This is a genomic window from Chryseobacterium sp. II3a (assembly GCF_057815135.1).
This window is the reverse complement of the sequence record NZ_JBYPZJ010000001.1, coordinates 568,657-590,667: the sequence shown is the minus strand read 5'-3', so window position 1 is coordinate 590,667 and position 22,011 is coordinate 568,657. Positions and strand designations below refer to the sequence as shown.

Genomic DNA, 22,011 nt, shown 5'->3' with positions numbered 1-22,011 from the left:
GAAAATAAATAAAACTTATTACAAAACTAAACCTGAACGAAGGAAGTTAAGATGAAATGGATGGAAGGTGGAAGAAGGAGGTTGGAAGTTACGGTGAATGATATAATTACTTTTGGTCACTATAAATTATTTGAAAAGTAAAATAATATCTGTTCTTTGGCCTTCATAATTTCCTGCTTCCAACAATGAAAAATCATCCCAAGGCGGGATGATCGTTCCAATTGTTATTATATGAAAATATGAAATGATGTGTTTTTGTTGTTGCAAAGATAAATAGACCGCTACTTCCCATCATCAGGAGAATCCCCAGAATTTTCTCCGTAAAAATACGGTTGTATACATAAAAAAGCCCTGCAAGACAACTTACAGGACTTTTACTGATCTAACAATTATTTTGTTTAATATTTTTAAAGTTTAAAGTTCAATGTTTTGGGTTTAAAGTTCTTCAACATTGATTTTAGTTTCTTATAATGGGCTTACCAGTTGTAAAAACCATTCTTTCACTTCTCCTTCCAAATGAGGAGCCAGTTTTTCTTCACATGTTTTATGGTAATCGTTTAACCATGCAATTTCACTTTCTGAAAGAATTTCCTTTACTACAGTATCTTTAAAAAATGGGCAGAACGTTAATGTTTCAAATTCGTAGAAGGTTCCGTGAATTGTTTTCTCTGCTTCTTTTACTGCAATAAGATTCTCATGACGGATTCCGTAATGCCCTTCGAGATAATATCCAGGTTCATTGGACAACACCATTCCCGGAAGAAGCTCTTGAGGATTTAAGTCTTTTCTGATGTTTTGCGGACCTTCGTGAACATTCATGAAGCTTCCTACTCCATGTCCTGTTCCGTGGTTGAAGTCTTTTGCTTCCATCCACAGCGGAAGTCTTGCAATAGCATCAAGCTGTACTCCTTTTGTACCTTTTGGGAACTTCACCATAGATAAACGGATCAGTCCCTGTAATACCAATGTAGAATTTCTTTTAAACTCATCAGAAGGAGTCCCTAATGCAAAAGTTCTTGTAATATCTGTAGTTCCTTCAAGATACTGACCTCCTGAATCTACTAAGATCGTATCTTCATTCGTTACCTCTTTACTTCCTTCTTTCTTAGCAGAATAGTGCATGATAGCTCCATTGTCTTTATATCCAACAATAGAACCGAAGCTTTCGCCCACAAAGTTTTCACCAGCAGCACGGAATCCTCTCAGTTTTTCACCGATAGAATATTCGTTCATAGCTTCTTTTCCTGCACTATGAGTCAGCCAGTAAAGGAATTTTACCATCGCTACACCATCTCTTACCATTACTGTTCTGAAACCTTCCAACTCAGTTTCATTTTTCTGAGCTTTCATCAGGTTTCCTGGCACGGGAGCTTTGATAAATTGGTTATCTGCTTTTAACGTTTCAAAAATCTGCTGATTACTGTTTGGAGAAACTAAAACTTTTTCATTTTTGAAAGCTTTCAGATAATTATAGAATTCTTCGTAAGGCATCATTTTCACGAAAGAATCGTCCATTTGTTTTCTTGCCTCTACTTCAAGTTTTTCAAGACCAGTGAATAGGACTGCATCATTTTTGGTGATCACAATATATCCTAAAAATACAGGATTGCTCTGTACATCACTTCCTCTCAGATTGGATGTCCACGCCACATCATCAAGACTTGAAATAATGTGAACTGTTGCTTCCTGCTCTTCCATTTTCTGACGGATTGCAGAAAGTTTATCAGTTACAGATTTTCCGGCCCTTTCTACAGGATGTACAAAGATTGGATTAGCAGATGGTGTTCCTCTTTCTTTCCAAACCTCCTTTAAAAGAGGAATATCAGCAAGAGTAATATTTTTTGAATTCAATTTTTGAGATAGGAGTTCCCAGTTAGCATTAGAAGCTGCTAAAGCATTGACAGCCACTTTACCTCCTGCCGGAATTTCAGAAATGATCCAATCAATATAATTAGGAGTTCCTTCTATTCCTTCTTTGAAAAGGTCGATGCCTGAACCGTTCAGCTCAATAGCAGCCTGTGTAAAGTATCTTCCATCTGTCCAAAGCCCAGCTTTGTCCTTCGTAACTACCACAAAACCGGCAGAACCTAAAAATCCTGACAGCCATGCTCTTTCCTGCCATTCTTCGGGAAGGTACTCACTCATGTGTGGATCTGCAGAATATACTATAAATGCATCAACATTATTTTTCTGCATTTCTTCACGAAGCGCAGCAACTTTTTCCTTTGAAGTCATTCTTTTCATTTTTAAACACCGAAAGTTACGAAAAATTTGAAGTCTAAGGATCAAATAAATTCCCTATTTTTCCTAATGATATGTTATTTTTTTATGAATTTTAACCGAAGACAAGGAGATCCTATAATTTTTTAATACTCCAGTCTATATACCTAAATAAAAACTCATTTAAACCATACATACCTAGATAACAAGGTTCATTTTACTATATAATTTTTAAAAAAAGGTAAAATCCATACCATAAAATATGATTTTTTATTAAAATAATAAATTTATGGAAAGATTATTGCTACATTACACCTATGAAACAGCAGAACTACAATAACCACAGAAAATTTTATCCACCTCATCATTTTATTTATCTCCCTTTATTAATTGTTTTGGAGATTTTAGGAATCTATAAAATCTGGGATGATCCTGGTAACCAACTGATCTGGATTTTATTTTCAATGGTGATTTTTCTGCTTTTTTATCTGGCATTTATGACCAGACAGCATTATGCATTAGGACTTCAAAATCGTATCGTGATTCTTGAGTTTAGACAGCGGTATTTTGAAATTTTTAATAGAAGATCTGATGAAACGGTTGAAAAATTAAGGTTTGACCAGATTGCAGCCTTAAGATTTACCTATGATGATGAATTTAAGGAGCTTTTGTACAGGGCAATTCACGAGAATATTTCAGGAGATGAGATCAAAAAATCTATCAAAAACTGGAAGCCTGACCTGCTTCGAATTTAACTGACACCAACAAAATATACACCTATGAAAAAATGGAGCTTATACAGTATAACAATATTAAGTTTGTTGACATTAACAAGTTGTGAAGCAGTAGGAACAATCTTTAAAGCCGGCATGTGGTGGGGAATTTTCTTAGTCTGTGTAATTGTAGTGATTCTTTTACTGATCTTTTCGAAGGGTAAAAACTCTTAACCATTTTCTATGGAGAAGAATACAGATTTAGAAATTATTTCTCACCTGAAACCATCAAAGATTGTTAAAATCATGAAGGATCCGGAAGCTTCTGCAAAGGCGGTACATCTCATTTATACCACCGATGCAGAAACTGACGGAATCACTCGTAAAAAAACAGGCAAGAAGTATTCTTATTATAAGGATGGAGAAAAAATCCGTGATAAGGATGAAATAACAAGAATCAATAAACTTGTCATTCCCCCTGCGTGGGAAAATGTATGGATTTGTGCTTTAGAAAATGGACATCTCCAGGCCACAGGTTTTGATATCAAAAAAAGGAAACAGTACCGTTATCACCCTTTATGGAGTGCTTTGAGAAATCATACAAAATTCTATAGAATGCTTCAGTTCGGGTATGCGTTACCAAATATAAGACTTCATATTGAGCAGGATCTTGCCTTAAGAAATTTTGAAAAGCGGAAAATTCTCGCTCTGATCGTCAGTCTTATGCAAAGAACGAATATCCGTATCGGCAATACTATTTATGAGAAACTATATGGTTCGTTCGGACTTACTACTTTGAAGGATAAGCATGTTGAAATAAAAGGGCAAAAAATTACTTTTTCATTCAAAGGAAAAAAAGGTATTATGCATCATGTGGATCTCAGAAGTAAGAGATTGGCAAGACTTGTACAGAAATGTAAAGATATTCCCGGCAAAGAGCTTTTTCAATATCTGGATGATGAAGGAAAGCGGCATTCCATAGACTCCGGAATGGTGAATGACTATATTAAGGAAATAAGTGGTGAAGATTTCACAGCCAAGGATTTCAGAACCTGGTCAGGAACGGTAAATGCTTTGATTGCATTTAAAGAAATCGGGTATGCTGAAAATGACACTCAGTATAAAAAGAATGTAAAAGAAGCGTTGGACATCGTTGCTGAACATTTGGGAAATACCAATACGGTCTGCAGAAAATATTATGTCCATCCTTTAGTCATCAATCTTTACGAGAACAATACCATCAAGAAATATTTTGACGAGCTGGAAATTATTGAAGAAAATGATGGAAAAGCCGACCTGACCCAAGAGGAGAAGCTGGTGATTAAAATGTTGGAGAATGAGAAGTTGTAAAGTATTTGACTGGAAGAAGGAAGCTTGAGGCTGGAAGTACTATCACACGATATTTTTCTAAACGGCATTCTAATTATTTGAGGTTTTTATTATCATTCTGACAAAGGAAGAGTTTAAAAATGTGGATCAGATTCTTCCTTCGTCAGAATGACAGGGCATAATAACTAAATAATTGATGGTGTTTACAAAACTGTAATACTTATGTTATTTTAAAAATAAACCTGTTAAGGAACCAACAGTCGATTCTTCAGGCTACAAAAACTCCCATCCTCCATCTTCTAGCTTCTAACCTTTACCTTATCCTGTCACTCTATTGCTCAAAAACTGAGTTCTGTATTCCTTCGGGGTGATCCCTGCAATTTTTTTGAAAAGCTGGGTAAAATGGGATGCTGTATGAAAGTTCAGTTCATAGGCAATTTCCGCAATATCTTTACTGGAGTGCAGTAATGCTTTACTGTAATTGATATCAATCTCGTTGATCCATTGTTTCGGTGATTTTTGAGTGACACTTTTCACACATTTATTCAGATAACTTTCTGTTACTGATAATTTATCAGCATAGAAAGCCACCCTTTTTTCTCCCACATGATATTTAAACAAAAGATCCCGGAACTGAAGGGATAGTTCCATGGGTCGAGTGGCAGATTTATGATGGGTATCAGAATCTGTACTCAGCATTTTAATAAGAATCAGGTGTAGCATGGTGACTACAACGTCATTAATATTCAGATTATTCAGCCATAATTCCTGTTCCATGATGGGTAAAAGCTGGGTAATCGTTCCATAGGTCAGACTGTCCAGGTTCAGGAAAGGAGTCATGAAGAAAATACTGCTCTTATGTTTAGGCAATTCCTGCTCAGAAAGGATATTATTTTCGTAAGCCAGGAAAAAGCCTTCAATATCATCAGAAAGTTCTACGGTAGCAGTAATCGTTCCTTGCTTAATAAAGATTACACCGCCTTTTTCAGCGTGATATTCCTTATTTTCAAGATACTGTTTAATGTGTCCATTCGTAACGAAAATAATAAAGTTAAACGTGGTACGGTATGGTATCACGGGCATCAGAATCCCTTTGAGGTAATTCTCTATCCGGTAAAGCTGTATATCTGCATTGTTGGCTAATATTTTCTCCGTAATATTCGGTAGAAAAAGTTTTTTGTATTGAAAATTGGATAATACTTCCATATCCGATATTATGATAAATTAAAGTTAGACAAAATTTATAAAGTAGAGTCAGAAGAATTTGAAAATTTGACAATGAGTGAATTTGAAAATAGCGCATCAACCTATTACTCTCAAACCCTCCCACTCTAGAACTTGTAATACACCCCAACTCTTACTCCAAATGGGCTTCCCGGTGTATAGGTAAGATCTGTGATAGGTTCTGGTTCGCCTTTCAGCTGAGTTTCTGTAGCAAACTGAGCTTCGTTCCATTTTACATTGAAAAGATTATTGACCTGAATGTTAGCTCCCCACTTCTTACGGTTGTAAGACAACATCAGGTCATTAACGAAATAAGCCTTTGTCTTAATACTGTTATACTCTACAGCAGGTCTTTCACCAAGATAACGGTACTGAAGACCTAAAGAAAACCCATTCAGGAAATCCCAGTTTACAGATCCTGTACTGGTCACTACCGGCGCCAGTGGAATATAATCCTGGCCTTTTTCTTCTTCAATAAATCTTGCATGAGAATAATTGATATCTGCATTCAAATAAAAGTTTTCCAATGGCTGAAAACGGATTCCCAGATCTGCCCCGAAACGTCTTGACTTTCCGGACGGTTCTACTACAGCATCATCTCCTACATAAACAAATTCCTGTTGCAGATCCATATACCATACTGCTGGAGTAATAATCAACGATTTGAACGGGTGTAATCTTACTCCGAAATCAGCGCCAATAGAATATGGAAGGGTGTTTTCATTTTGATTGGTCACCACTACTCTCATATCATTAGAATGGAATCCCATCCCCGTTTTCAGGAACCACATTACATTATCGCTTTGAGCATAGGAAAAGTTCAGTTTAGGACTTACTCTGGTTGCTTCTTTCGACTGTCCGGAAGGTAATTGTTCAGGATCCAGCAGATTATGCATATTGAAAATAAAATGATCTACTCTCAATGCTGGATTAATCGTCCATTTACCGGTTTTCCAAACCAACCCTGAGTATGCATGAAGATTCGTTTCTGTTCCGTTTACATCAGATAATCTGTCAAGCAGCATGTCTCTGTGGTAAACATGATTCAACTGTAAGGTATTGATATCATCGTTTCTCACCCCTATTCCGGAAGTCCAATTCAATGAACTGTTAGAAAGAGAGAAGCTTTTCGTGTATTTAACTTCTGCACCGTAGATATTTCTTCCATCAGTCTGCTGAATTTCATCGCCGTGATCTTTATCTTTCAAGAAAAACGTAAAATCAGAATACAGATTGAAATTGTATTTTGAATAGAAAGCCATTGCATCAATCTGCTCAGAAGGAGAAATGATATGCTTAAAATTCATCTGAAGGTTTGTTCTGGAAGTTTTCCCCCCCTCAGTAGGGTCAATACTTCCCCATCTGCCAATGATTCCTTCATCCACTGCACGTTCCGGAATCTGCCCGGAAGCATTCCATGAAGAATTGAAGGTTGAAAACTGAATATTGAAATAATCATTATCCGTAAGCCATTGATTATACTTTCCGAAAATATTCACCCTGTTGAAGTTCTGTTTTACATCAAAAGGACCATCTGTATAATTGTATTCAGCAGCGATATAGGCGTTTTTTCTTCCCAGATCATCATGCAGAATATTGAACATTCCCATGACTCTTTTTGAATTGAACGAACCGCCTTCAAGTTTAATCATGCTATTTTTCAGTCCACCGTAAGTTTGAAAATCTACATATCCGGCAGTATTGAAGTCTCCACGATCCATATAATAAGCTCCTTTTCCGAAATCAATATTGTTTACTGTTTCAGGAATCACAAAGTGAAGATCAGAATATCCCTGTCCGTGGGCGTGAGATACAATATTCACCGGCATTCCGTCTACATTCACACTTACGTCTGTTCCGTGATCAGCATCAAATCCTCTCAAAAAAAGCTGTTCTGCCTTTCCTCCTCCGGCATGCTGTGCAATGAATAACCCCGGCACTTTTCTCAATAAATCCTGCGCTGAGTTCACCGGAAATTTATTCAGATCCACCTTTGTAATAGCTGATAAAAAAGAGCTGTGATTAATCGCTACTTCCGAAATCTGAAATGGCTTATGCTGTAAAAAAATAACTTTGTTTTTATCATCATCATTGGTAACTACCCATTTTACCTCATCATATCCCTGGCGGCTGATCACTAAGGTATCAGGAAGTGATTTTACAGGAATAGCGAAAGTACCATCAGTTCCTGTATGTGTATGGCTATTACCGTGGTCATATTTTACCAATACATCTGCAATCGGAAATTTGTCTTCTGCATCTTTGATTAACAGCTTCTTTTCTGTTTCCTGCGCCATCATTTTTCCACTGAATGTCATGACAAGAAAAGCGGCTGCTATTTTAGTTATTTTCATTTTTTGTTTTAGTTACATTATAAATTAGATACGAGATAATAGACGGAGAGATGATAGACGTTTTAATTTTACATTTCAATAGTAATTTTGCTTCGCAAGTGAATGGCAACATTAAACTTTAAACCTTGAACATTCTTACTCTCAAACTCTAGAACCCTCAAACCAAGCCTATCCTTTAGTTTTAAGAAATACCTTTTGAATTAAAAGGGTAATCCATGTTCCGGCTACAAATGGGAAAGTAAATACTCCACCTACTGCATCCAGGCAATGATTATCAATGAGAAGATCATCGATAATAATGGTTAAAAGGACGGCAATTAGTACCCATAAGCCATCTGTTTTTTTAACTCCTGAAAACACTATGGCTGAAAGCACTGCATTGAATCCGAATAGTCCCATGTGGATTTCTTTGATTGGCTCTCCATTCATCTGTGATAGCCCTGCTCCCAAAATAGATGCGGCTAATCCATATAAAGCGGCAATCGGTGAGCTGATAAACACAGCCAGAAAGAATATTATTCCTGAAATTACACCTCCCTGAAATATGACTTCCCCAAAACCGTTGGTACAGGTAAGAAAATCATCATATTCTGAAGGGATTACCTCAGCGCTCAACATAGCAGAGGGAGGAATATGTGTAAAATGATGCAAAGTAAATACAAGAATCCATGTAATCACAATAAAGGGAAAGGTAAAAACCGGAATTCTCTTTTGAATAAAGAAATGCTGAATAACCGCAGCCAATGAACCCCCTAATATAATAAGCACCCAAATCAAGGCTGTTGTTTCGAATAAAAAGGCCAATGCTACTCCTACAAGCGCGGCACTGAACCCATATAATCCGGCATTGATTTCAGATTGAGCATATTTAAGCTTCATCGCGGTAAAGGTTCCGGCTGCTGTTGAAAGTAAAACCGCTACTCCACACTGCCAGCTTCCCATAAAGATTCCTACCAGAAACAGAAGGCCGGTCCATCTGTTTTCCTGGAGCATAATCTGTCCGATTCCTTTTAAAATATTATCTAAAAAAGGTAGTTTTTTGAAAAATTCGTTCATAGTTTTTTTAATTGTATTATTGATTGGAGATATTGGATAAAGATGAGAGACATTGCAGGTTTAAAAGTCAATAGTCAATTTTGCTTCGCAAATGAATGATGAGTTGCTAATTATTAGGGAAAGAATGACAACTTTAAACAGTTTCATTCTCAAACTATCCAGCCCTAAGACTCTCAAACTCTCCTACTCTAAAACCCTCAAACCCCGCTTACCATCCCAGAAAGACCATCCCGACTCCGCAGACTGTTACCACAGCACCACTTACCACCCCCATGTATCTTTCCAGTTTCTCAGTATTAAATAATGTTGAATAACCATAGCGTCCCAAAAGAACCATTCCCAGCATTGTCAAAACGGTAGTTACAGTGAATGAAGTTACCAAAACGGCAATTTCAGACATAGAATGTTTAACTCCCGAATAGAATAATAAAGGGATTAAAGGTTCACTTGGTCCCATTACGAAGATCATAAAAAGAACAAGCGGCGTTACTTTTATCCTTGTTTGAGGCATCACCACCTCGCTATGATTGTGTTCATATACATAGACATCATCACCCATGACATCAAAATGTTTGTGTGGTTTATTTCTGATCGCCTGAATAAGTCCATAGATTAAGTAAACTCCCCCAAAAATCAGCAATGCCCATCCTGAGAAATTTCCTCTGATATCCTGAAACCAGGAGATTTTATTCAGCTGCCAGCCCAAAAACACTCCAATAAAACCGAGAATCAGAGAGCTCAGAACGTGTCCAAGTCCACAAACCACTGTTAATATTGCGGTTTTCATTCCGCTCCATTTTTTGGATTTTGAAATCACGATGAAAGGCAGGTAATGATCCGGTCCTGAGGCCGTATGTATAAAACTTATTGAAACGGCACTTAAAAGTAATGCCCAAACTGTACTGTCCATTTTCTATTAATTCTGTTGTTTCAGGTTCTTATTATGTTTTGGCTAAAGCCAATGGAGGAGTTCTTTTTATTTGTGCGGGCTAAAGCCCGCTTGTTATATGCTCTCGCAGATTTTGGAGATTACGCTGATGATTGTGTATAAAGCCTTAGCTATTTAAACTTTGTCTTAATCAGCACCCTTCGACTCCGCTCAGGGTGACAATGTATGTTAAAGACTATTTTCTTCCAGTTCCAGCCTTGTCAAGGTTTAAAACCTTGACAAGGCTCTAGCCTAACCTCTTTTTACTCCAATGACCAAAGAATTTCCTGCACATAAAGGAAAAAGTTATACATCAATTCTCCACCATGCCCTAAGGCTCTTACAACAAATCCATTATCTTCCATTGCTGATACTCCTACTTCCATCTCTTCAATATGCTGGACTGCAGCTTCAACAATCTCTTCAATCAGCCCGTTTTTATCTACATTTTCTTTTGTACTGTAGAAGATCAAAGTTCCCTGATGAGTATATTGTTCCAGATTACCAATACTGCTGATTGGGATCAGGTCCGGTTGGATCACCACATTATCTTTTACTACCAATTTATTGTTATGATAGATTTCCATAAGGTTCTGGAAACGTCTCAGCTTGAAAACCTCTCCATAATGCTTCCTTCCGCAGGTAATAATCTCACTGATGATAATCTGACTGTTGTTCCCTATATGAACATTCGCTTTACTTTTAAAATTCGAATCTTCATGGGGAACTATAGGATGCGGAACATAAGCAAAAGAGGTTTCATCTTCCATTATTACATTCAGTTCCTGAACAGCTTTATCTTGCATATTAAAAAGCCTCTGATACGACTGCGACTGAAGCTGAAGGGAAGATCCTTTCTCAAGAGATACATCCAAATGGTAGTGGTCACCATCCAGAATTCCCGGAGAGGAGCTCATCACCATCTGATAGAGTTTCTTATCACTTTTTCTCTGTCCTACAGAAACTACTCTGAAAGGCAGCGAAACGTAAAGATCCTTCACATATGATTCTCCTCCCTTAAATCCTGCAATAATTTTTAAACGACTGTCCATTTATCTTACTAAGTTCGGTTCTTCAATTTCTTCTAAAAGAGCATATTTCTTGATCCATCCGATTACTTTATCCAATCCTTCATCTGTTTTAAGGTTGGTGAAAACAAAAGGATTCCCTTTTCTCATTCTTCTGGCATCATTCTCCATTACTTCAAGGCTGGCTCCTACGTAAGGGGCAAGGTCAATTTTATTGATGATTAATAAGTCTGATCTTGTAATACCAGGGCCTCCTTTTCTTGGAATTTTTTCTCCTTCTGCAACATCAATAATGAAAATAGTAACGTCAGCGAGGTCCGGACTGAAAGTTGCGGAAAGGTTATCACCTCCACTTTCGATAAGTACCAATTCAATTTCAGGGAAACGTGCAGCCAGCTCGTCTACTGCTTCAAGGTTCATACTTGCATCTTCGCGGATTGCAGTGTGAGGACAACCTCCTGTTTCTACTCCAATAATTCTGTCGTGAGGAAGAAGACTGTTTTTAGCCATAAATTCGGCATCTTCTTTCGTATAAATATCATTGGTAATGACACCAAGATCGTAAGTCCCGAACAATTTTCTGCTTAAACGTTCTAATAATGCGGTTTTTCCTGATCCCACAGGGCCTGCTACTCCTACTTTTATATATTTTCTGTTTTCCATTTTTTCTAAATTTTACTTTATTTGTTTTAATTTTTTTAACGCTAAGAGCGCTAAGTTTTTTGATTGATTGGGAATATTTTGAGATCGCAAGGGCGTTTCACTCAGCAAAGACATTTCCATTTTACCCCTTTATCTATTTTTAGGACATATAAAGTCTTGAATACAATCTTTCGTGCTGCATACATCGGATGTCAAAGGCCGTATTACAAAGTCCTACCATATCTCTGTCCAGCTCCATGGTTTCCCAAACTGTTTTTTCCATAACAGGATATAAAGCGAATAAGATATCCTGTCCGTCAAGCTGTCCCAGCGGAACCAACTTTACTGCATTGGTGATCATCCCGGCAACAGAAGTGTAATAGAATCCCAGTAATGCTTCATATAAAGGGATCTTCATTAAATATGCATAGACTCCGAAAACGATACAGTAATGAGAATTGGCTTCTTTATTTTGAATGGCTTTCTCAAATGCTTCCATCAGAGGAAAGCTTTCTCTTCTTTTAAATATTTTTATTAACCTCAAACCCAGTTTCTGACTAGCCTGACGGATTTCTTTCGGGCATTTTATCGCATTACATTCATTGTCAAGATCCAAAAGTGCCTGCAGATCTCCTTTTTCGGCTGCTTTATAAGCCAGTTTTACAAAAGCTCCGTCATTGAATTTAAGATTATACTGAAGCATATTCTGTACAAACTCTTTCGCAGTCTCTACATTATGAACGATTCTTTCCTGTACATAGGTTTCAAGTCCGTTAGAATGGGTATAGCCGCCGATAGGAAGTGTAGGATCTGCCAAATGAAGCAGTCCTGATAAAAAGTTTATATTCATATTATTCATCTTTTGGAGCGGCCATTTTTAAGATTTTGGTAAAAATTGTAGAGCCAAGACTTCCGTGTCCGTGAGGTTCTACATTTGATTTAAGAAGATTAAGCAGTTTTACGGATTGTTTTTCCGGCTTAAAACCGCTTGCTTCCAGCCATCTGAACATGGGCATTTCAAAAGGAAGCAGCACTTTATCATCCTGAATGAAAAGCGGAATATGTTTGTTTCCGATTTCATAACATACGGTTCCCATTTCCAGTAAAGATCCGGGAACCATTACAATCGCATCTGTTTCCAGTACATTGATCGCAATTACTTTTTCTGCATCCTCAAAAAGAAGATCTCCTTCACGCAAACGCTGCCCTTCTTTTAGAAATTTGATGGCAACATCTACCCCATTTCTGGTTCTTTTGCGTTGGATTCTTTTCGTAGTTTCAAACCATTCCAGATCCAGATAATCGATATTCTTATCTGTAGGATTTTCGGTGAGATTGCCTATAGTTTGATTAATTATCATCTTTAGCCGATTTTTTTCTGAAGTCAAAGTTTTTAGAAATGCCTACCCCGAATGTTGAACCACTAAGTCCTGCTACGTAGCTCTTTGTCCAGCCTTCTTCTTTAGTTTTAGTCTGAAGCATTGAAAGTTCTGCAAATTTGAATTTCAGGGCCCAGCCTCCACCTAATAGGATTCCAATCAAAGGATAAGCGCGAAGGCGAAATCCGTTAAAATTCTGCATCGCATCACCTGTTACGGCCTGTTGTTGTCCCCAAACATAATGAGCATCTATTTGCCCGATCAATACAAAGTATTTTCCAAGCATTACTGATGGGCTGTACCAAATTCCGGCTTCATTTTGTTTATAGACAACATTATGATTTACAGAGTTTTGAGAGTAAGCATAATTAACCCCAACAAGGTCATTATTATTGATAAAATATCCTACTCCAAGAGGCGCACTGGAAACGGTACTGCTACTATTTGTAGGCGTTGTAACCTTAGAGTAATCTAATGAACCATACATCATAAATTGACCTTTTGGTCCGTCTTCATCACTCTTCAGCCTGTGTCCTCCCAAAAACTGTGCGCTCACATTACCAGAAAGTAAAGACATTCCGGCTACGGCAAGAGAAAAAACTGTTTTATTTAAATATTTCATTCTAAACGTAGTTCTATAATTGTTTTTCATTCTATGGTGATCAATTTTAAATAAAGGGAGTGCCTGGAAATGTCATTCTGACGAAGGAAGAATCTCTTTGATAATCCCATTGAGATTCTTCACTACATTTCATTTCATTCAGAATGACAAAAGCCAAATCTTTTTAATTTTCAGACACTCTGCTTTAAAGTTGATCTTAGAACAAGTAATACAACTGTGTTAAAGGAAGTTTCTCAGCCGGTTCGCAAGTGATGTACTCACCATCAACCGTTACTTTATAATTTTCAGGATTCACTTCAATTAAAGGAGTCTTATCGTTATGAATAAGGTCTTTTTTACCAATATTTCTACAGTTTTTCACTGGGAGGATCATTTTTTCTAATCCATAAGAAGCGATTGTTCCATTATCAATAGAGATTTGAGAAACGAAATTGGCGCAAATTCCATATTTTGCTTTTCCATGAGCCCCAAACATATTTCTGTAGATAATCGGCTGTGGTGTTGGAATAGAAGCGTTAGGATCTCCCATTTTAGCTGCAATTACAAATCCTCCTTTTACAATCATTTCAGGTTTAACTCCGAATAATGCTGGTTTCCAGATTACTAAATCTGCTAATTTCCCTTCTTCAAGAGATCCTACATATTCTGAAATACCATGCGCAATGGCTGGGTTGATTGTATATTTAGCAACATATCTTTTTGCACGATAATTATCGTTTCCGCTATCTTTATCTTCAGCTAAATCACCTCTCTGCTCCTTCATTTTGCTTGCAGTCTGCCAGGTTCTTGTAATCACCTCACCTGGTCTACCCATTGCCTGAGAGTCTGAACTCATGATACTGAAAACTCCCATATCGTGAAGAATATCTTCTGCTGCAATGGTTTCAGGACGGATACGGGAATCTGCAAATGCTACATCTTCAGGGATATTTTTGCTCAAGTGGTGGCAAACCATCAGCATATCTAAGTGCTCATCGATTGTATTGATGGTATAAGGACGTGTAGGGTTGGTAGAAGCCGGTAATACATTTGGATACATCGCTGCTTTGATGATGTCCGGCGCGTGACCTCCACCTGCTCCTTCCGTGTGGAATGTGTGGATTACTCTTCCATTGATCGCTCTCATTGTATCTTCTAGGAAACCACCTTCATTTAAAGTATCGGTGTGGATTGCAACCTGAACGTCATATTTATCTGCTACTTTTAAAGCCGCATCAATCGTTGCTGGCGTTGCTCCCCAGTCTTCATGGATTTTTACTCCTAAAGCACCTGCTTCCACCTGCTCTTCAATAGGCTCTTCTGCAGAACAGTTTCCTTTTCCGAAGAACCCTAAGTTCATTGGATATTCTTCTGCTGCTTCAAGCATTTTCTGCATATTGAATTTCCCTGGAGTTACTGTTGTAGCATTCGTTCCATCATTAGGACCTGTTCCTCCTCCGATCATTGTAGTGATACCACTATATAGAGAAGTTTCAATTTGTTGTGGACAGATGTAATGAATGTGAGTATCAATACCTCCGGCAGTTACGATATATCCTTTTCCACCGTGAACTTCAGTAGAAGCTCCAATGATCATGTTTGGAGATACTCCATCCATGGTATCAGGGTTACCTGCTTTACCGATTCCTACGATTTTCCCGTCTTTAATACCGATATCACCTTTTACAATTCCCCAGTGATCAATGATTACAGCACCTGTGATACAAAGGTCAAGAACTCCTTCATCTCTTTTGGCTGTAACATTTTGTCCCATACCATCACGTACGGTTTTTCCACCTCCGAAAACAGCTTCGTCTCCGTAATGCGTGAAATCTTTTTCGATTTCAATGATAATTTCAGTGTCTCCAAGTCTGATTTTGTCTCCAGCTGTAGGACCTAATATATTGGCGTATTGTTTTCTATCTACGTTTAAGCTCATCTTACTGATTTTTAAAGTTTAACTCTTCAACTTTTGCAAGGCTTGCTTTTTTCTGATCTTCAGAATCTACCTGTCCGTCAACAAGATTATTGAAGCCCATTGCTTTTTTAGTTCCTCCTATTTCTACCAATTCCACTTCTTTTTCTTCTCCCGGTTCAAAACGTACTGCAGTACTTGCTACAATATTCAATCTCTTTCCGAAAGCTTTTTCACGATCAAAGCTCATTGCCTTGTTCACTTCGAAAAAGTGGAAGTGTGAACCTACCTGAATAGGACGGTCTCCTGTATTGGTTACTTTTATTTTGACAGTTTCTCTGCCTTCATTGCAGATAATTGTACCTTCTTTTACAAAAATTTCTCCTGGTATCATAATCAAATAGGATTAACGGATTGGGTTGTGTACGGTTACCAGCTTCGTTCCATCAGGGAATGTAGCTTCAATCTGAACATCGTGGATCATCTCTGCCACGCCGGGCATTACATCTTCTTTAGTCAAAAGATTGGCACCTTCCTGCATGAGTTCAGCTACTTTTTTTCCATCTCTTGCCCCTTCAAGTAAAAAGTGACTGATGAGTGCAATGGATTCTGGATAGTTTAATTTAAGGCCTCTTGCCTTTCTTTTTAGGGCGAGTTCTCCTGCCAGAAATAGCATAAGCTTTTCCGTTTCTCTCGGTGTTAAGTGCATAGTATTTTTATTTAAAATTGAACAAACGATATCCTGTTCACCTTTCTGAAAAGGCAAATAGATAGAGTCAAGAATCTAAAAAGTGAAAATGACACTTATGAATCTGTATTATAGAATACAAACCATAACGAATCATTAAAAATTGTAAAAACGAGATTAGCAGCCCGCTATCTGCAGGGCATGATACAGAATGTACCTTGGTGCTGTAATATAAACACGGTTTTGAACGGCCGCAACCGAAGTGTTAAAAGTATACTTGGCAAAGAAATAGTGAAGCCATTGCTGAGCAAGTACTGAATAATCAAATTTCACTTTCTCCCAGTCATTGGAATCCTGTACATCCTGTGCATCTGAAAAACTGTACATTTCAGGCTGGGTCTGCTGATCCGATTTTTGCTGAAGAAGATGAATTTTTGATAAGAGATCAGAGTACGGTTCAGTTTTCCCTTTATGTGCCAAAAGACCTGCACATAAAGCTGAGAAAAACAATACAAAAGAGAAGAATATGACTCTTTTTTTCATACCTGATTAATAATGGTGTAAAATTAGAGTAATCTTAAAAGACAGGCTATCAAAAAAATTATTTAAAATGTTCAAAATCGCAACAAATGCAATTTTATCTAAATTTAACATTTCTTTATAAATGCCTTATTTACAACACCTCAAGCCCCTTTATGAACTATGACAAATATTTTATTGTCTCAATTCTGATAATGACCACCAATGCTCCCATCTTTTTCTTCTATATAAAGAATTAAATAAATACATTAAATATTTTTAAAATCTGTCTCCTAAAAAGTGTTATATAGTAATGATTATCGGCACATAAAGTTTATTCCACAAAAACAGGCGGGATTTTTTTCTTTCCTTATAATTATCGTAAATTTGTATACAACATACTTATTAAATTTAATAAAAAATAATAAAACGTAATATGTCAAAAGCAATTTCGCAAGTACCATTAGCGGTAAACGAACCGGTAAATTCTTATGAACCGGGATCTCCGGAAGTAAAAAGCCTTATCAACACTTATAAAAAAATGTGGGCTGAAAAGGTAGAAGTTCCAATGATCATCAATGGAAAGGAAGTAAAAACTGATAATAAAGTACAGCTTCAGTCTCCTCAGGATCACGCTCACGACTTCGGATTCTATTACCAAGGTGGTATGCAGCATGTGGATGACGCGATCAACGCGGCATTGGCAGCTAAAGAAGCATGGAACGAATTAGGTTGGGAACAGCGTGCAGCTATTTTCTTAAAGGCAGCTGATTTATTGGCGGGTCCTTACAGAGATGTAATCAATGCGGCTACGATGATCGGACAGTCTAAAAACGTACACCAGGCTGAAATTGATTCTGCTTGTGAGTTCATCGATTTCTTAAGATTCAATGTAGAGTTCATGACAGAAATGTATTCTGAGCAGCCAGTTTCTGACAACGGAATCTGGAACCGAGTAGAATACAGACCATTAGAAGGATTCTGTTTTGCAGTAACTCCATTCAACTTTACAGCAATTTCCGGAAACCTTCCTACTTGTATGGCCATGTTAGGGAATGTTGTAGTATGGAAACCTTCTGATAAGCAGGTTTATTCTGCAAAAGTAATCATGGATGTATTAATTGAGGCTGGTCTTCCTGCCGGGGTTATCAACATGATTTTTACAGACGGTAAAGAAACTGCTGAAAAAGTATTGGCTCACAAAGATTTCGCTGGTCTTCACTTCACTGGTTCTACAAAAGTATTCCAGGGAATGTGGAAAATGATCGGTGACAATATCCACAACTACAGAACATATCCAAGAATTGTTGGAGAAACTGGTGGTAAAGATTTCGTAATTGCTCACCCATCTGCAAATGTAGAAGCAGTAGCTACAGCTTTAGTAAGAGGTGCTTTCGAATATCAAGGACAAAAGTGTTCTGCGGCTTCAAGAGCTTATGTTCCTAAGTCTCTTTGGGCTGATGTGAAAAAAGTAATGGAAGCTCAAATGGCTACTATTAAAATCGGTTCTCCTGAAGATCCTTCCAACTTCGTAAACGCTGTAATCGATAAAAATTCTTTCGAAAAATGTAAAGGATATATCACAAGAGCTAACGAATCTTCTGAAGCTACCGTGGCTATCGGTGGAACATGTGATGATTCTAAAGGATGGTTTGTACACCCAACGGTTATTGAAACTACAAACCCTCAGTATGAAAGCATGGTAGAAGAGATCTTCGGTCCAATCCTTTCTGTATTTGTTTATGAAGATGCGGACTGGAAAGAGACTCTTAAATTAGTTGATTCTTCTTCTCCTTATTCATTAACAGGTTCTGTATTCTCTCAAGACCGTTACGCCATTGCTGAAGCTTACAAAGCTTTAGAAAATGCATCTGGTAACTTCTACATTAACGACAAACCAACAGGTGCTGTAGTAGGTCAGCAGCCTTTCGGTGGAGGTAGAGCTTCAGGAACTAACGATAAAGCTGGTTCTAAAATGAACCTTCTTAGATGGACATCTGTAAGAAGTGTGAAAGAAACTTTTGTTTCTCCAAAAGACTACAAATATCCATACTTAGGATAATGAGTAATAGGCAATGAGCATTGTTGTCTGTTCTTCAATATAGCCTCGGAATTTCGGTTTCGGGGCTTTTTTATGAATGATAGATAATGATAGATGATGGGGGTGCAACAGTTCAAAGTTTAAGGTTTAAGGTTAATTGTCATTGTAGAAATCACTTTAGTCTGCGCCTTCTCTACTCTAATGCTCTAATACTCTCCAACTCCACTTACCTAACATCTTTTAACAAACTTTACCTATATTTTACGACTTCCCCACCCCTGTTAGGAATAATAGTTGTTTTTTCATCTATACACCCCAAAATAAAATTGTATGAAAAAGTTATTGCTAACAGCCATCGGCATAGGATTATTTGCAGTGAGCTGTGGAACCAAGGAGTCATCCATGTCAACCAGTAATAGTGATTCAGCTAATACACGGGCTGCATCACCCATTACCACAGACACAATGACTACAAAGATGACGAATCCGGACAGTATTAAGATAAAAAAGGATTCGATGGCAACACCTCCTGCCAAATAGTATTACATATGTTTAATTTAAAATGGAAAATCTGCAGTTGAAAGCGCTGCAGATTTTTTTATATATAAATTAGAAGGATAAGGTCACAGGAACCAGGAAAATTAAATTTTAATTTGAGTTTTGGATATTTTACGTTTGACTAACGCCAATAGAATTGGGTATTTTATTGATTGAGCGGGCTAAAGCCTGCACCTATTGATGTTGATAGCCAAACGCACAATAGTTGTTTAATGACAAGATCTTTTATCTTTTATCTTTTATCTTTTATCTTTTATCTTTTATCTTTTATCTTTTATCTTTTATCTTTTACCTTTTATCTTTTACCTTTTATCTTAAATGATTATATTTGATTAACATCAAAAAAGTATTATTATGAAAAAATTATGGCTAGGAGCAGTTCTTGGGCTTCTTTTTCTTGGAAGTTGTGCTCAAAACAAAGAAAAAAGAGAGGAATTTAAAGATGCTCACAACAAAGACTCTTTAAGAAACAGAATGGGTGACTCTGCTGTGGCTAATTCAGAGCCTGCATCCGCAACTCCAGATACTTCCAAAACAAAAACCGACAGTACGAAAGTGAAATAAAATCGCAAATCCACAGAATATCTGTGGATTTGCACTTAAAAAAACTTGACTGAAAAAAAACCGGGCAATCAACCCCGATTATACTGTATAATCATATTCTAATCAGAATATTTTCTTTTGCAGATAAAAAGAGGAACCGTGACAATTTCATCAAAAACGAAATATACACGTGTTCCATATCTGAAGTTTCATGGTTTCGTTTGTTGTAGGGTGTCTATTTATTTCAGTAAAAAAACAATGGTTTCAAAAATAAAATAGATAAAGTGTAATATGATTGTAATCATTCCCATAACATTGTCGCAAAGATAGGATTGCAGGAGTCTTACAAAAAACAATAGGTTATCCATTTTCGCGAAAATGGTAAGACACAATATAGAACGCTATTTGTTTTTAATCGTTTTCGCGAAAATGAACATTTTTATCTAACTGATTTTCAGCATCAAGATGTTTAATATACGCTGATGGTGAAAAGTCTGTAACCGCCTTAAATACTGCTGCGAATTTACTATGCGAAGAAAAGCCACACTCATCAGCCAGGATACTGATTTTATATTGCCTGTACTTGTCATCATTGATAAGTTTATCTACAATATAGTTGATTCTTAATCTATTGATATAAGTCTTGAAATCTGCATTCTTGTGCTGATTAATTACATAAGAAAGATATTTGGTATTGGTATTAAGCTCTCCGGCTAAAAATGAAAGTGACATTCCTTTATTGTTATAAAGATCACCTTTTTCAAACTCATCAAGAAGTTCAAGCAGTTTAGTTTCGGTTTCGGAAGTCATGAGAGAATCATTCCTCTTTCGATCTGCTTCAGAATCTTTTTCATCTATTTCTTCTACGGATATATTGGAAAATTCAGAATTTACAGGCTGTCTTAGTAAAGATCCCTTATAACTGTTTGTAACACTCATTTGGGTTCTTATAATATTTCTCAGCTTTGTAAACTGTCTTTTTTGTCTTGTTCTGAAAAAGATGATTAAACCTACCAATGAAACAAACAATATGATAATGGCTGCATTTTTAGCCACATTCATTTGCCCGTTTCCTTTATTGGTTTTCGCTACTTCTTTACTCTTTCCTGAGAATTCTTGATTACGGACTGCAATACTGTCATAAGCCCTTACATACTTTACAGCATATAAAGATGCTTTGAAATTGTCTCCTATACCTTCATAATAATCATTGATATTAGAATAAACAGCTTTTTTAAGCTTCAAACTTCGGGAAGTATCAGCAATTTTTTCAGCCTTTTTAAGATATAGTTCCGCATCTTTCCAATTCTTCTGCTTTACCCGAATTCCTCCCAGCCCATTATAAACTAATCCAAGGGTACAGCTTCCAGCCTTAAGCAAATCTTCTGCTTTCCTATAATAGTTTTCAGAAACAGCATAATCATTAAGTTTAAAATAAACATCTCCCAGCAGCTGATAAGAAGCTGCTTCGGTCCTATCTTCATTCCGGCTTTCTATTTTTCCAAAATTCTTTAAGGAAAACTCTATGTATTGTATTGCATTTACATAGTTTCCAACCTCCATTTCATAAAAGGCCATTTCTTGATTCAGAAGGCCTTCAACTTCATTACTGTTTTGGAAATTGGAAATTTCTCGGGAAGCTCCCAGCCCTTTAATAATATATTTTTTAGCTCTTTCGTATAACCCTACCTGTCTATATTGTCTCGCTAATAATTTGCATACGCGGGCCATCCATTCTGTATCATGGGCCTGTTCAATTAATGAGTGGGCATTTTCACTATAGCATATTGCTTTTTTAAGATCGCCTCCATGATGATAAAGCTCTGAGGACAGCATCAAACTTTTTACTTTTTCTAATGGCTGATGAGCAACCCTATAAAGAGAATCGGCTGTTTTAATGGCCTTCGGTAAATCTTTATAGGCAGTGATAGAAGAAGCTCTTTCGCACGCTTGATCGAAGTTGTTCTTTTTCTGGGCAGATATGGAGATTGCTGTGACCAGCAAGAGCAGAAGTTTCAATAGATTATTAGACATAAAAAAACAAATTATTATTTTTATAATAACTCATCATTTTCTCACGGGTGTCTTTTTGTTTTTTACAAAATTAGTAATATTTTACTTTTTATTAAAATATTCTATTGAAATTTAATCATTTAACTAAAATAAGCATTTACATTAATTTTAATAATTAGTCCAAAACAATGGATGGTTTTCTTTCATATAAGCCTATATCTGTATTAAAAATAAAGTTCTTCAATAATTATTTTCAATGT

General features: G+C 36.8%; 21 protein-coding genes. 6 read left to right on the top strand and 15 right to left on the bottom strand.

The annotated features are described in order from the left end of the window. Positions 1 to 465: 465 nt before the first annotated feature. Positions 466 to 2,235 carry an aminopeptidase P family protein gene (locus AC3HD6_RS02695; RefSeq protein WP_488894941.1) on the bottom strand — a complete coding sequence of 590 codons (1,770 nt, stop codon included), beginning with the start codon at positions 2,233 to 2,235 and terminating at the stop codon, positions 466 to 468. A gap of 302 nt (positions 2,236 to 2,537) precedes the next feature. On the opposite strand from AC3HD6_RS02695, the gene AC3HD6_RS02690 reads away from it, so the two are divergent. From AC3HD6_RS02690 to AC3HD6_RS02680, 3 genes are read left to right on the top strand one after another with little or no spacing between them, the layout of a single operon-like run. Continuing rightward, positions 2,538 to 2,975: a DUF6526 family protein gene (locus AC3HD6_RS02690; protein ID WP_488894940.1), complete on the top strand. Its 438-nt coding sequence runs from the start codon at positions 2,538 to 2,540 to the stop codon at positions 2,973 to 2,975. A 24-nt stretch (positions 2,976 to 2,999) separates the two neighbouring features. After that, positions 3,000 to 3,167, top strand: coding sequence for a phosphatidate cytidylyltransferase (locus tag AC3HD6_RS02685; protein WP_082811257.1), 168 nt, complete (start codon positions 3,000 to 3,002; stop codon positions 3,165 to 3,167). A 9-nt stretch (positions 3,168 to 3,176) separates the two neighbouring features. After that, on the top strand, positions 3,177 to 4,283 hold the full coding sequence (locus tag AC3HD6_RS02680) for a DNA topoisomerase IB (RefSeq protein ID WP_488894939.1): 1,107 nt from the start codon (positions 3,177 to 3,179) through the stop codon (positions 4,281 to 4,283). A 297-nt stretch (positions 4,284 to 4,580) separates the two neighbouring features. On the opposite strand, the gene AC3HD6_RS02675 is transcribed toward AC3HD6_RS02680, so the two are convergent. From AC3HD6_RS02675 to AC3HD6_RS02615, 13 genes are all read right to left on the bottom strand, one after another. Continuing rightward, complete coding sequence (locus AC3HD6_RS02675) at positions 4,581 to 5,468, bottom strand: helix-turn-helix domain-containing protein (RefSeq protein WP_068944093.1); 888 nt, start codon at positions 5,466 to 5,468, stop codon at positions 4,581 to 4,583. Positions 5,469 to 5,593: 125 nt separating this feature from the next. After that, positions 5,594 to 7,840 (bottom strand): TonB-dependent receptor, encoded by a 2,247-nt coding sequence (locus tag AC3HD6_RS02670; RefSeq protein WP_488894938.1) that lies wholly within the window; start codon positions 7,838 to 7,840, stop codon positions 5,594 to 5,596. Positions 7,841 to 8,008: 168 nt separating this feature from the next. Next, a complete protein-coding gene (locus AC3HD6_RS02665; RefSeq protein ID WP_488894937.1) occupies positions 8,009 to 8,896 on the bottom strand; it encodes an urea transporter in 888 nt (295 codons plus the stop codon). Between the two features lie 208 nt (positions 8,897 to 9,104). Next, entirely contained in the window at positions 9,105 to 9,806 is a 702-nt protein-coding gene (locus tag AC3HD6_RS02660; RefSeq protein WP_089737129.1) for a hypothetical protein, read from the bottom strand. Between the two features lie 281 nt (positions 9,807 to 10,087). Then, on the bottom strand, positions 10,088 to 10,876 hold the full coding sequence (locus AC3HD6_RS02655; protein ID WP_488894936.1) for an urease accessory protein UreD: 789 nt from the start codon (positions 10,874 to 10,876) through the stop codon (positions 10,088 to 10,090). Continuing rightward, on the bottom strand, positions 10,877 to 11,515 hold the full coding sequence (gene ureG / locus AC3HD6_RS02650; protein WP_047094673.1) for an urease accessory protein UreG: 639 nt from the start codon (positions 11,513 to 11,515) through the stop codon (positions 10,877 to 10,879). A gap of 139 nt (positions 11,516 to 11,654) precedes the next feature. Then, entirely contained in the window at positions 11,655 to 12,344 is a 690-nt protein-coding gene (locus AC3HD6_RS02645) for an urease accessory protein UreF (RefSeq protein ID WP_488894935.1), read from the bottom strand. 1 nt (position 12,345) lies between these two features. Next, entirely contained in the window at positions 12,346 to 12,855 is a 510-nt protein-coding gene (gene ureE / locus AC3HD6_RS02640; protein ID WP_488894934.1) for an urease accessory protein UreE, read from the bottom strand. Next, positions 12,845 to 13,495 (bottom strand): hypothetical protein, encoded by a 651-nt coding sequence (locus AC3HD6_RS02635; protein ID WP_488894933.1) that lies wholly within the window; start codon positions 13,493 to 13,495, stop codon positions 12,845 to 12,847. The genes ureE and AC3HD6_RS02635 overlap by 11 nt, the downstream gene beginning before the upstream one ends. Before the next feature lie 196 nt (positions 13,496 to 13,691). Beyond that, complete coding sequence (gene ureC / locus AC3HD6_RS02630; RefSeq protein WP_488894932.1) at positions 13,692 to 15,413, bottom strand: urease subunit alpha; 1,722 nt, start codon at positions 15,411 to 15,413, stop codon at positions 13,692 to 13,694. Position 15,414: 1 nt separating this feature from the next. Further along, positions 15,415 to 15,783, bottom strand: a complete 369-nt coding sequence (gene ureB / locus AC3HD6_RS02625; protein WP_066691888.1) for an urease subunit beta — start codon at positions 15,781 to 15,783, stop codon at positions 15,415 to 15,417. A 12-nt stretch (positions 15,784 to 15,795) separates the two neighbouring features. Beyond that, entirely contained in the window at positions 15,796 to 16,098 is a 303-nt protein-coding gene (ureA, locus tag AC3HD6_RS02620) for an urease subunit gamma (protein ID WP_002977652.1), read from the bottom strand. Positions 16,099 to 16,254: 156 nt separating this feature from the next. Continuing rightward, entirely contained in the window at positions 16,255 to 16,620 is a 366-nt protein-coding gene (locus AC3HD6_RS02615; protein ID WP_488894931.1) for a hypothetical protein, read from the bottom strand. A 412-nt stretch (positions 16,621 to 17,032) separates the two neighbouring features. On the opposite strand from AC3HD6_RS02615, the gene pruA reads away from it, so the two are divergent. The 3 genes from pruA (at position 17,033) to AC3HD6_RS02600 (ending at position 19,759) form a co-directional block, all read left to right on the top strand. Beyond that, on the top strand, positions 17,033 to 18,658 hold the full coding sequence (pruA, locus tag AC3HD6_RS02610; RefSeq protein ID WP_488894930.1) for an L-glutamate gamma-semialdehyde dehydrogenase: 1,626 nt from the start codon (positions 17,033 to 17,035) through the stop codon (positions 18,656 to 18,658). Positions 18,659 to 18,967: 309 nt separating this feature from the next. Further along, positions 18,968 to 19,177 (top strand): cytochrome C551, encoded by a 210-nt coding sequence (locus AC3HD6_RS02605; RefSeq protein WP_082811258.1) that lies wholly within the window; start codon positions 18,968 to 18,970, stop codon positions 19,175 to 19,177. 372 nt (positions 19,178 to 19,549) lie between these two features. Further along, on the top strand, positions 19,550 to 19,759 hold the full coding sequence (locus tag AC3HD6_RS02600; RefSeq protein ID WP_488894929.1) for a hypothetical protein: 210 nt from the start codon (positions 19,550 to 19,552) through the stop codon (positions 19,757 to 19,759). 390 nt (positions 19,760 to 20,149) lie between these two features. On the opposite strand, the gene AC3HD6_RS02595 is transcribed toward AC3HD6_RS02600, so the two are convergent. Then, positions 20,150 to 21,772 carry a tetratricopeptide repeat protein gene (locus AC3HD6_RS02595; protein WP_488894928.1) on the bottom strand — a complete coding sequence of 541 codons (1,623 nt, stop codon included), beginning with the start codon at positions 21,770 to 21,772 and terminating at the stop codon, positions 20,150 to 20,152. Positions 21,773 to 22,011: the final 239 nt, after the last annotated feature.

Bases quoted from the DNA above. Each gene is read 5' to 3' on its own strand.
- AC3HD6_RS02635 (WP_488894933.1), bottom strand. From the start codon at position 13,495: ATGAAATATTTAAATAAAACAGTTTTTTCTCTTGCCGTAGCCGGAATG.
- AC3HD6_RS02695 (WP_488894941.1), bottom strand. From the start codon at position 2,235: ATGACTTCAAAGGAAAAAGTTGCTGCGCTTCGTGAAGAAATGCAGAAA.
- pruA (WP_488894930.1), top strand. From the start codon at position 17,033: ATGTCAAAAGCAATTTCGCAAGTACCATTAGCGGTAAACGAACCGGTA.
- AC3HD6_RS02670 (WP_488894938.1), bottom strand. From the start codon at position 7,840: ATGAAAATAACTAAAATAGCAGCCGCTTTTCTTGTCATGACATTCAGT.
- AC3HD6_RS02690 (WP_488894940.1), top strand. From the start codon at position 2,538: ATGAAACAGCAGAACTACAATAACCACAGAAAATTTTATCCACCTCAT.
- ureE (WP_488894934.1), bottom strand. From the start codon at position 12,855: ATGATAATTAATCAAACTATAGGCAATCTCACCGAAAATCCTACAGAT.
- AC3HD6_RS02665 (WP_488894937.1), bottom strand. From the start codon at position 8,896: ATGAACGAATTTTTCAAAAAACTACCTTTTTTAGATAATATTTTAAAA.
- ureB (WP_066691888.1), bottom strand. From the start codon at position 15,783: ATGATACCAGGAGAAATTTTTGTAAAAGAAGGTACAATTATCTGCAAT.
- AC3HD6_RS02675 (WP_068944093.1), bottom strand. From the start codon at position 5,468: ATGGAAGTATTATCCAATTTTCAATACAAAAAACTTTTTCTACCGAAT.
- ureA (WP_002977652.1), bottom strand. From the start codon at position 16,098: ATGCACTTAACACCGAGAGAAACGGAAAAGCTTATGCTATTTCTGGCA.
- AC3HD6_RS02595 (WP_488894928.1), bottom strand. From the start codon at position 21,772: ATGTCTAATAATCTATTGAAACTTCTGCTCTTGCTGGTCACAGCAATC.
- AC3HD6_RS02600 (WP_488894929.1), top strand. From the start codon at position 19,550: ATGAAAAAATTATGGCTAGGAGCAGTTCTTGGGCTTCTTTTTCTTGGA.
- AC3HD6_RS02615 (WP_488894931.1), bottom strand. From the start codon at position 16,620: ATGAAAAAAAGAGTCATATTCTTCTCTTTTGTATTGTTTTTCTCAGCT.
- AC3HD6_RS02685 (WP_082811257.1), top strand. From the start codon at position 3,000: ATGAAAAAATGGAGCTTATACAGTATAACAATATTAAGTTTGTTGACA.
- ureG (WP_047094673.1), bottom strand. From the start codon at position 11,515: ATGGAAAACAGAAAATATATAAAAGTAGGAGTAGCAGGCCCTGTGGGA.
- AC3HD6_RS02645 (WP_488894935.1), bottom strand. From the start codon at position 12,344: ATGAATATAAACTTTTTATCAGGACTGCTTCATTTGGCAGATCCTACA.
- AC3HD6_RS02660 (WP_089737129.1), bottom strand. From the start codon at position 9,806: ATGGACAGTACAGTTTGGGCATTACTTTTAAGTGCCGTTTCAATAAGT.
- AC3HD6_RS02655 (WP_488894936.1), bottom strand. From the start codon at position 10,876: ATGGACAGTCGTTTAAAAATTATTGCAGGATTTAAGGGAGGAGAATCA.
- AC3HD6_RS02605 (WP_082811258.1), top strand. From the start codon at position 18,968: ATGAAAAAGTTATTGCTAACAGCCATCGGCATAGGATTATTTGCAGTG.
- ureC (WP_488894932.1), bottom strand. From the start codon at position 15,413: ATGAGCTTAAACGTAGATAGAAAACAATACGCCAATATATTAGGTCCT.
- AC3HD6_RS02680 (WP_488894939.1), top strand. From the start codon at position 3,177: ATGGAGAAGAATACAGATTTAGAAATTATTTCTCACCTGAAACCATCA.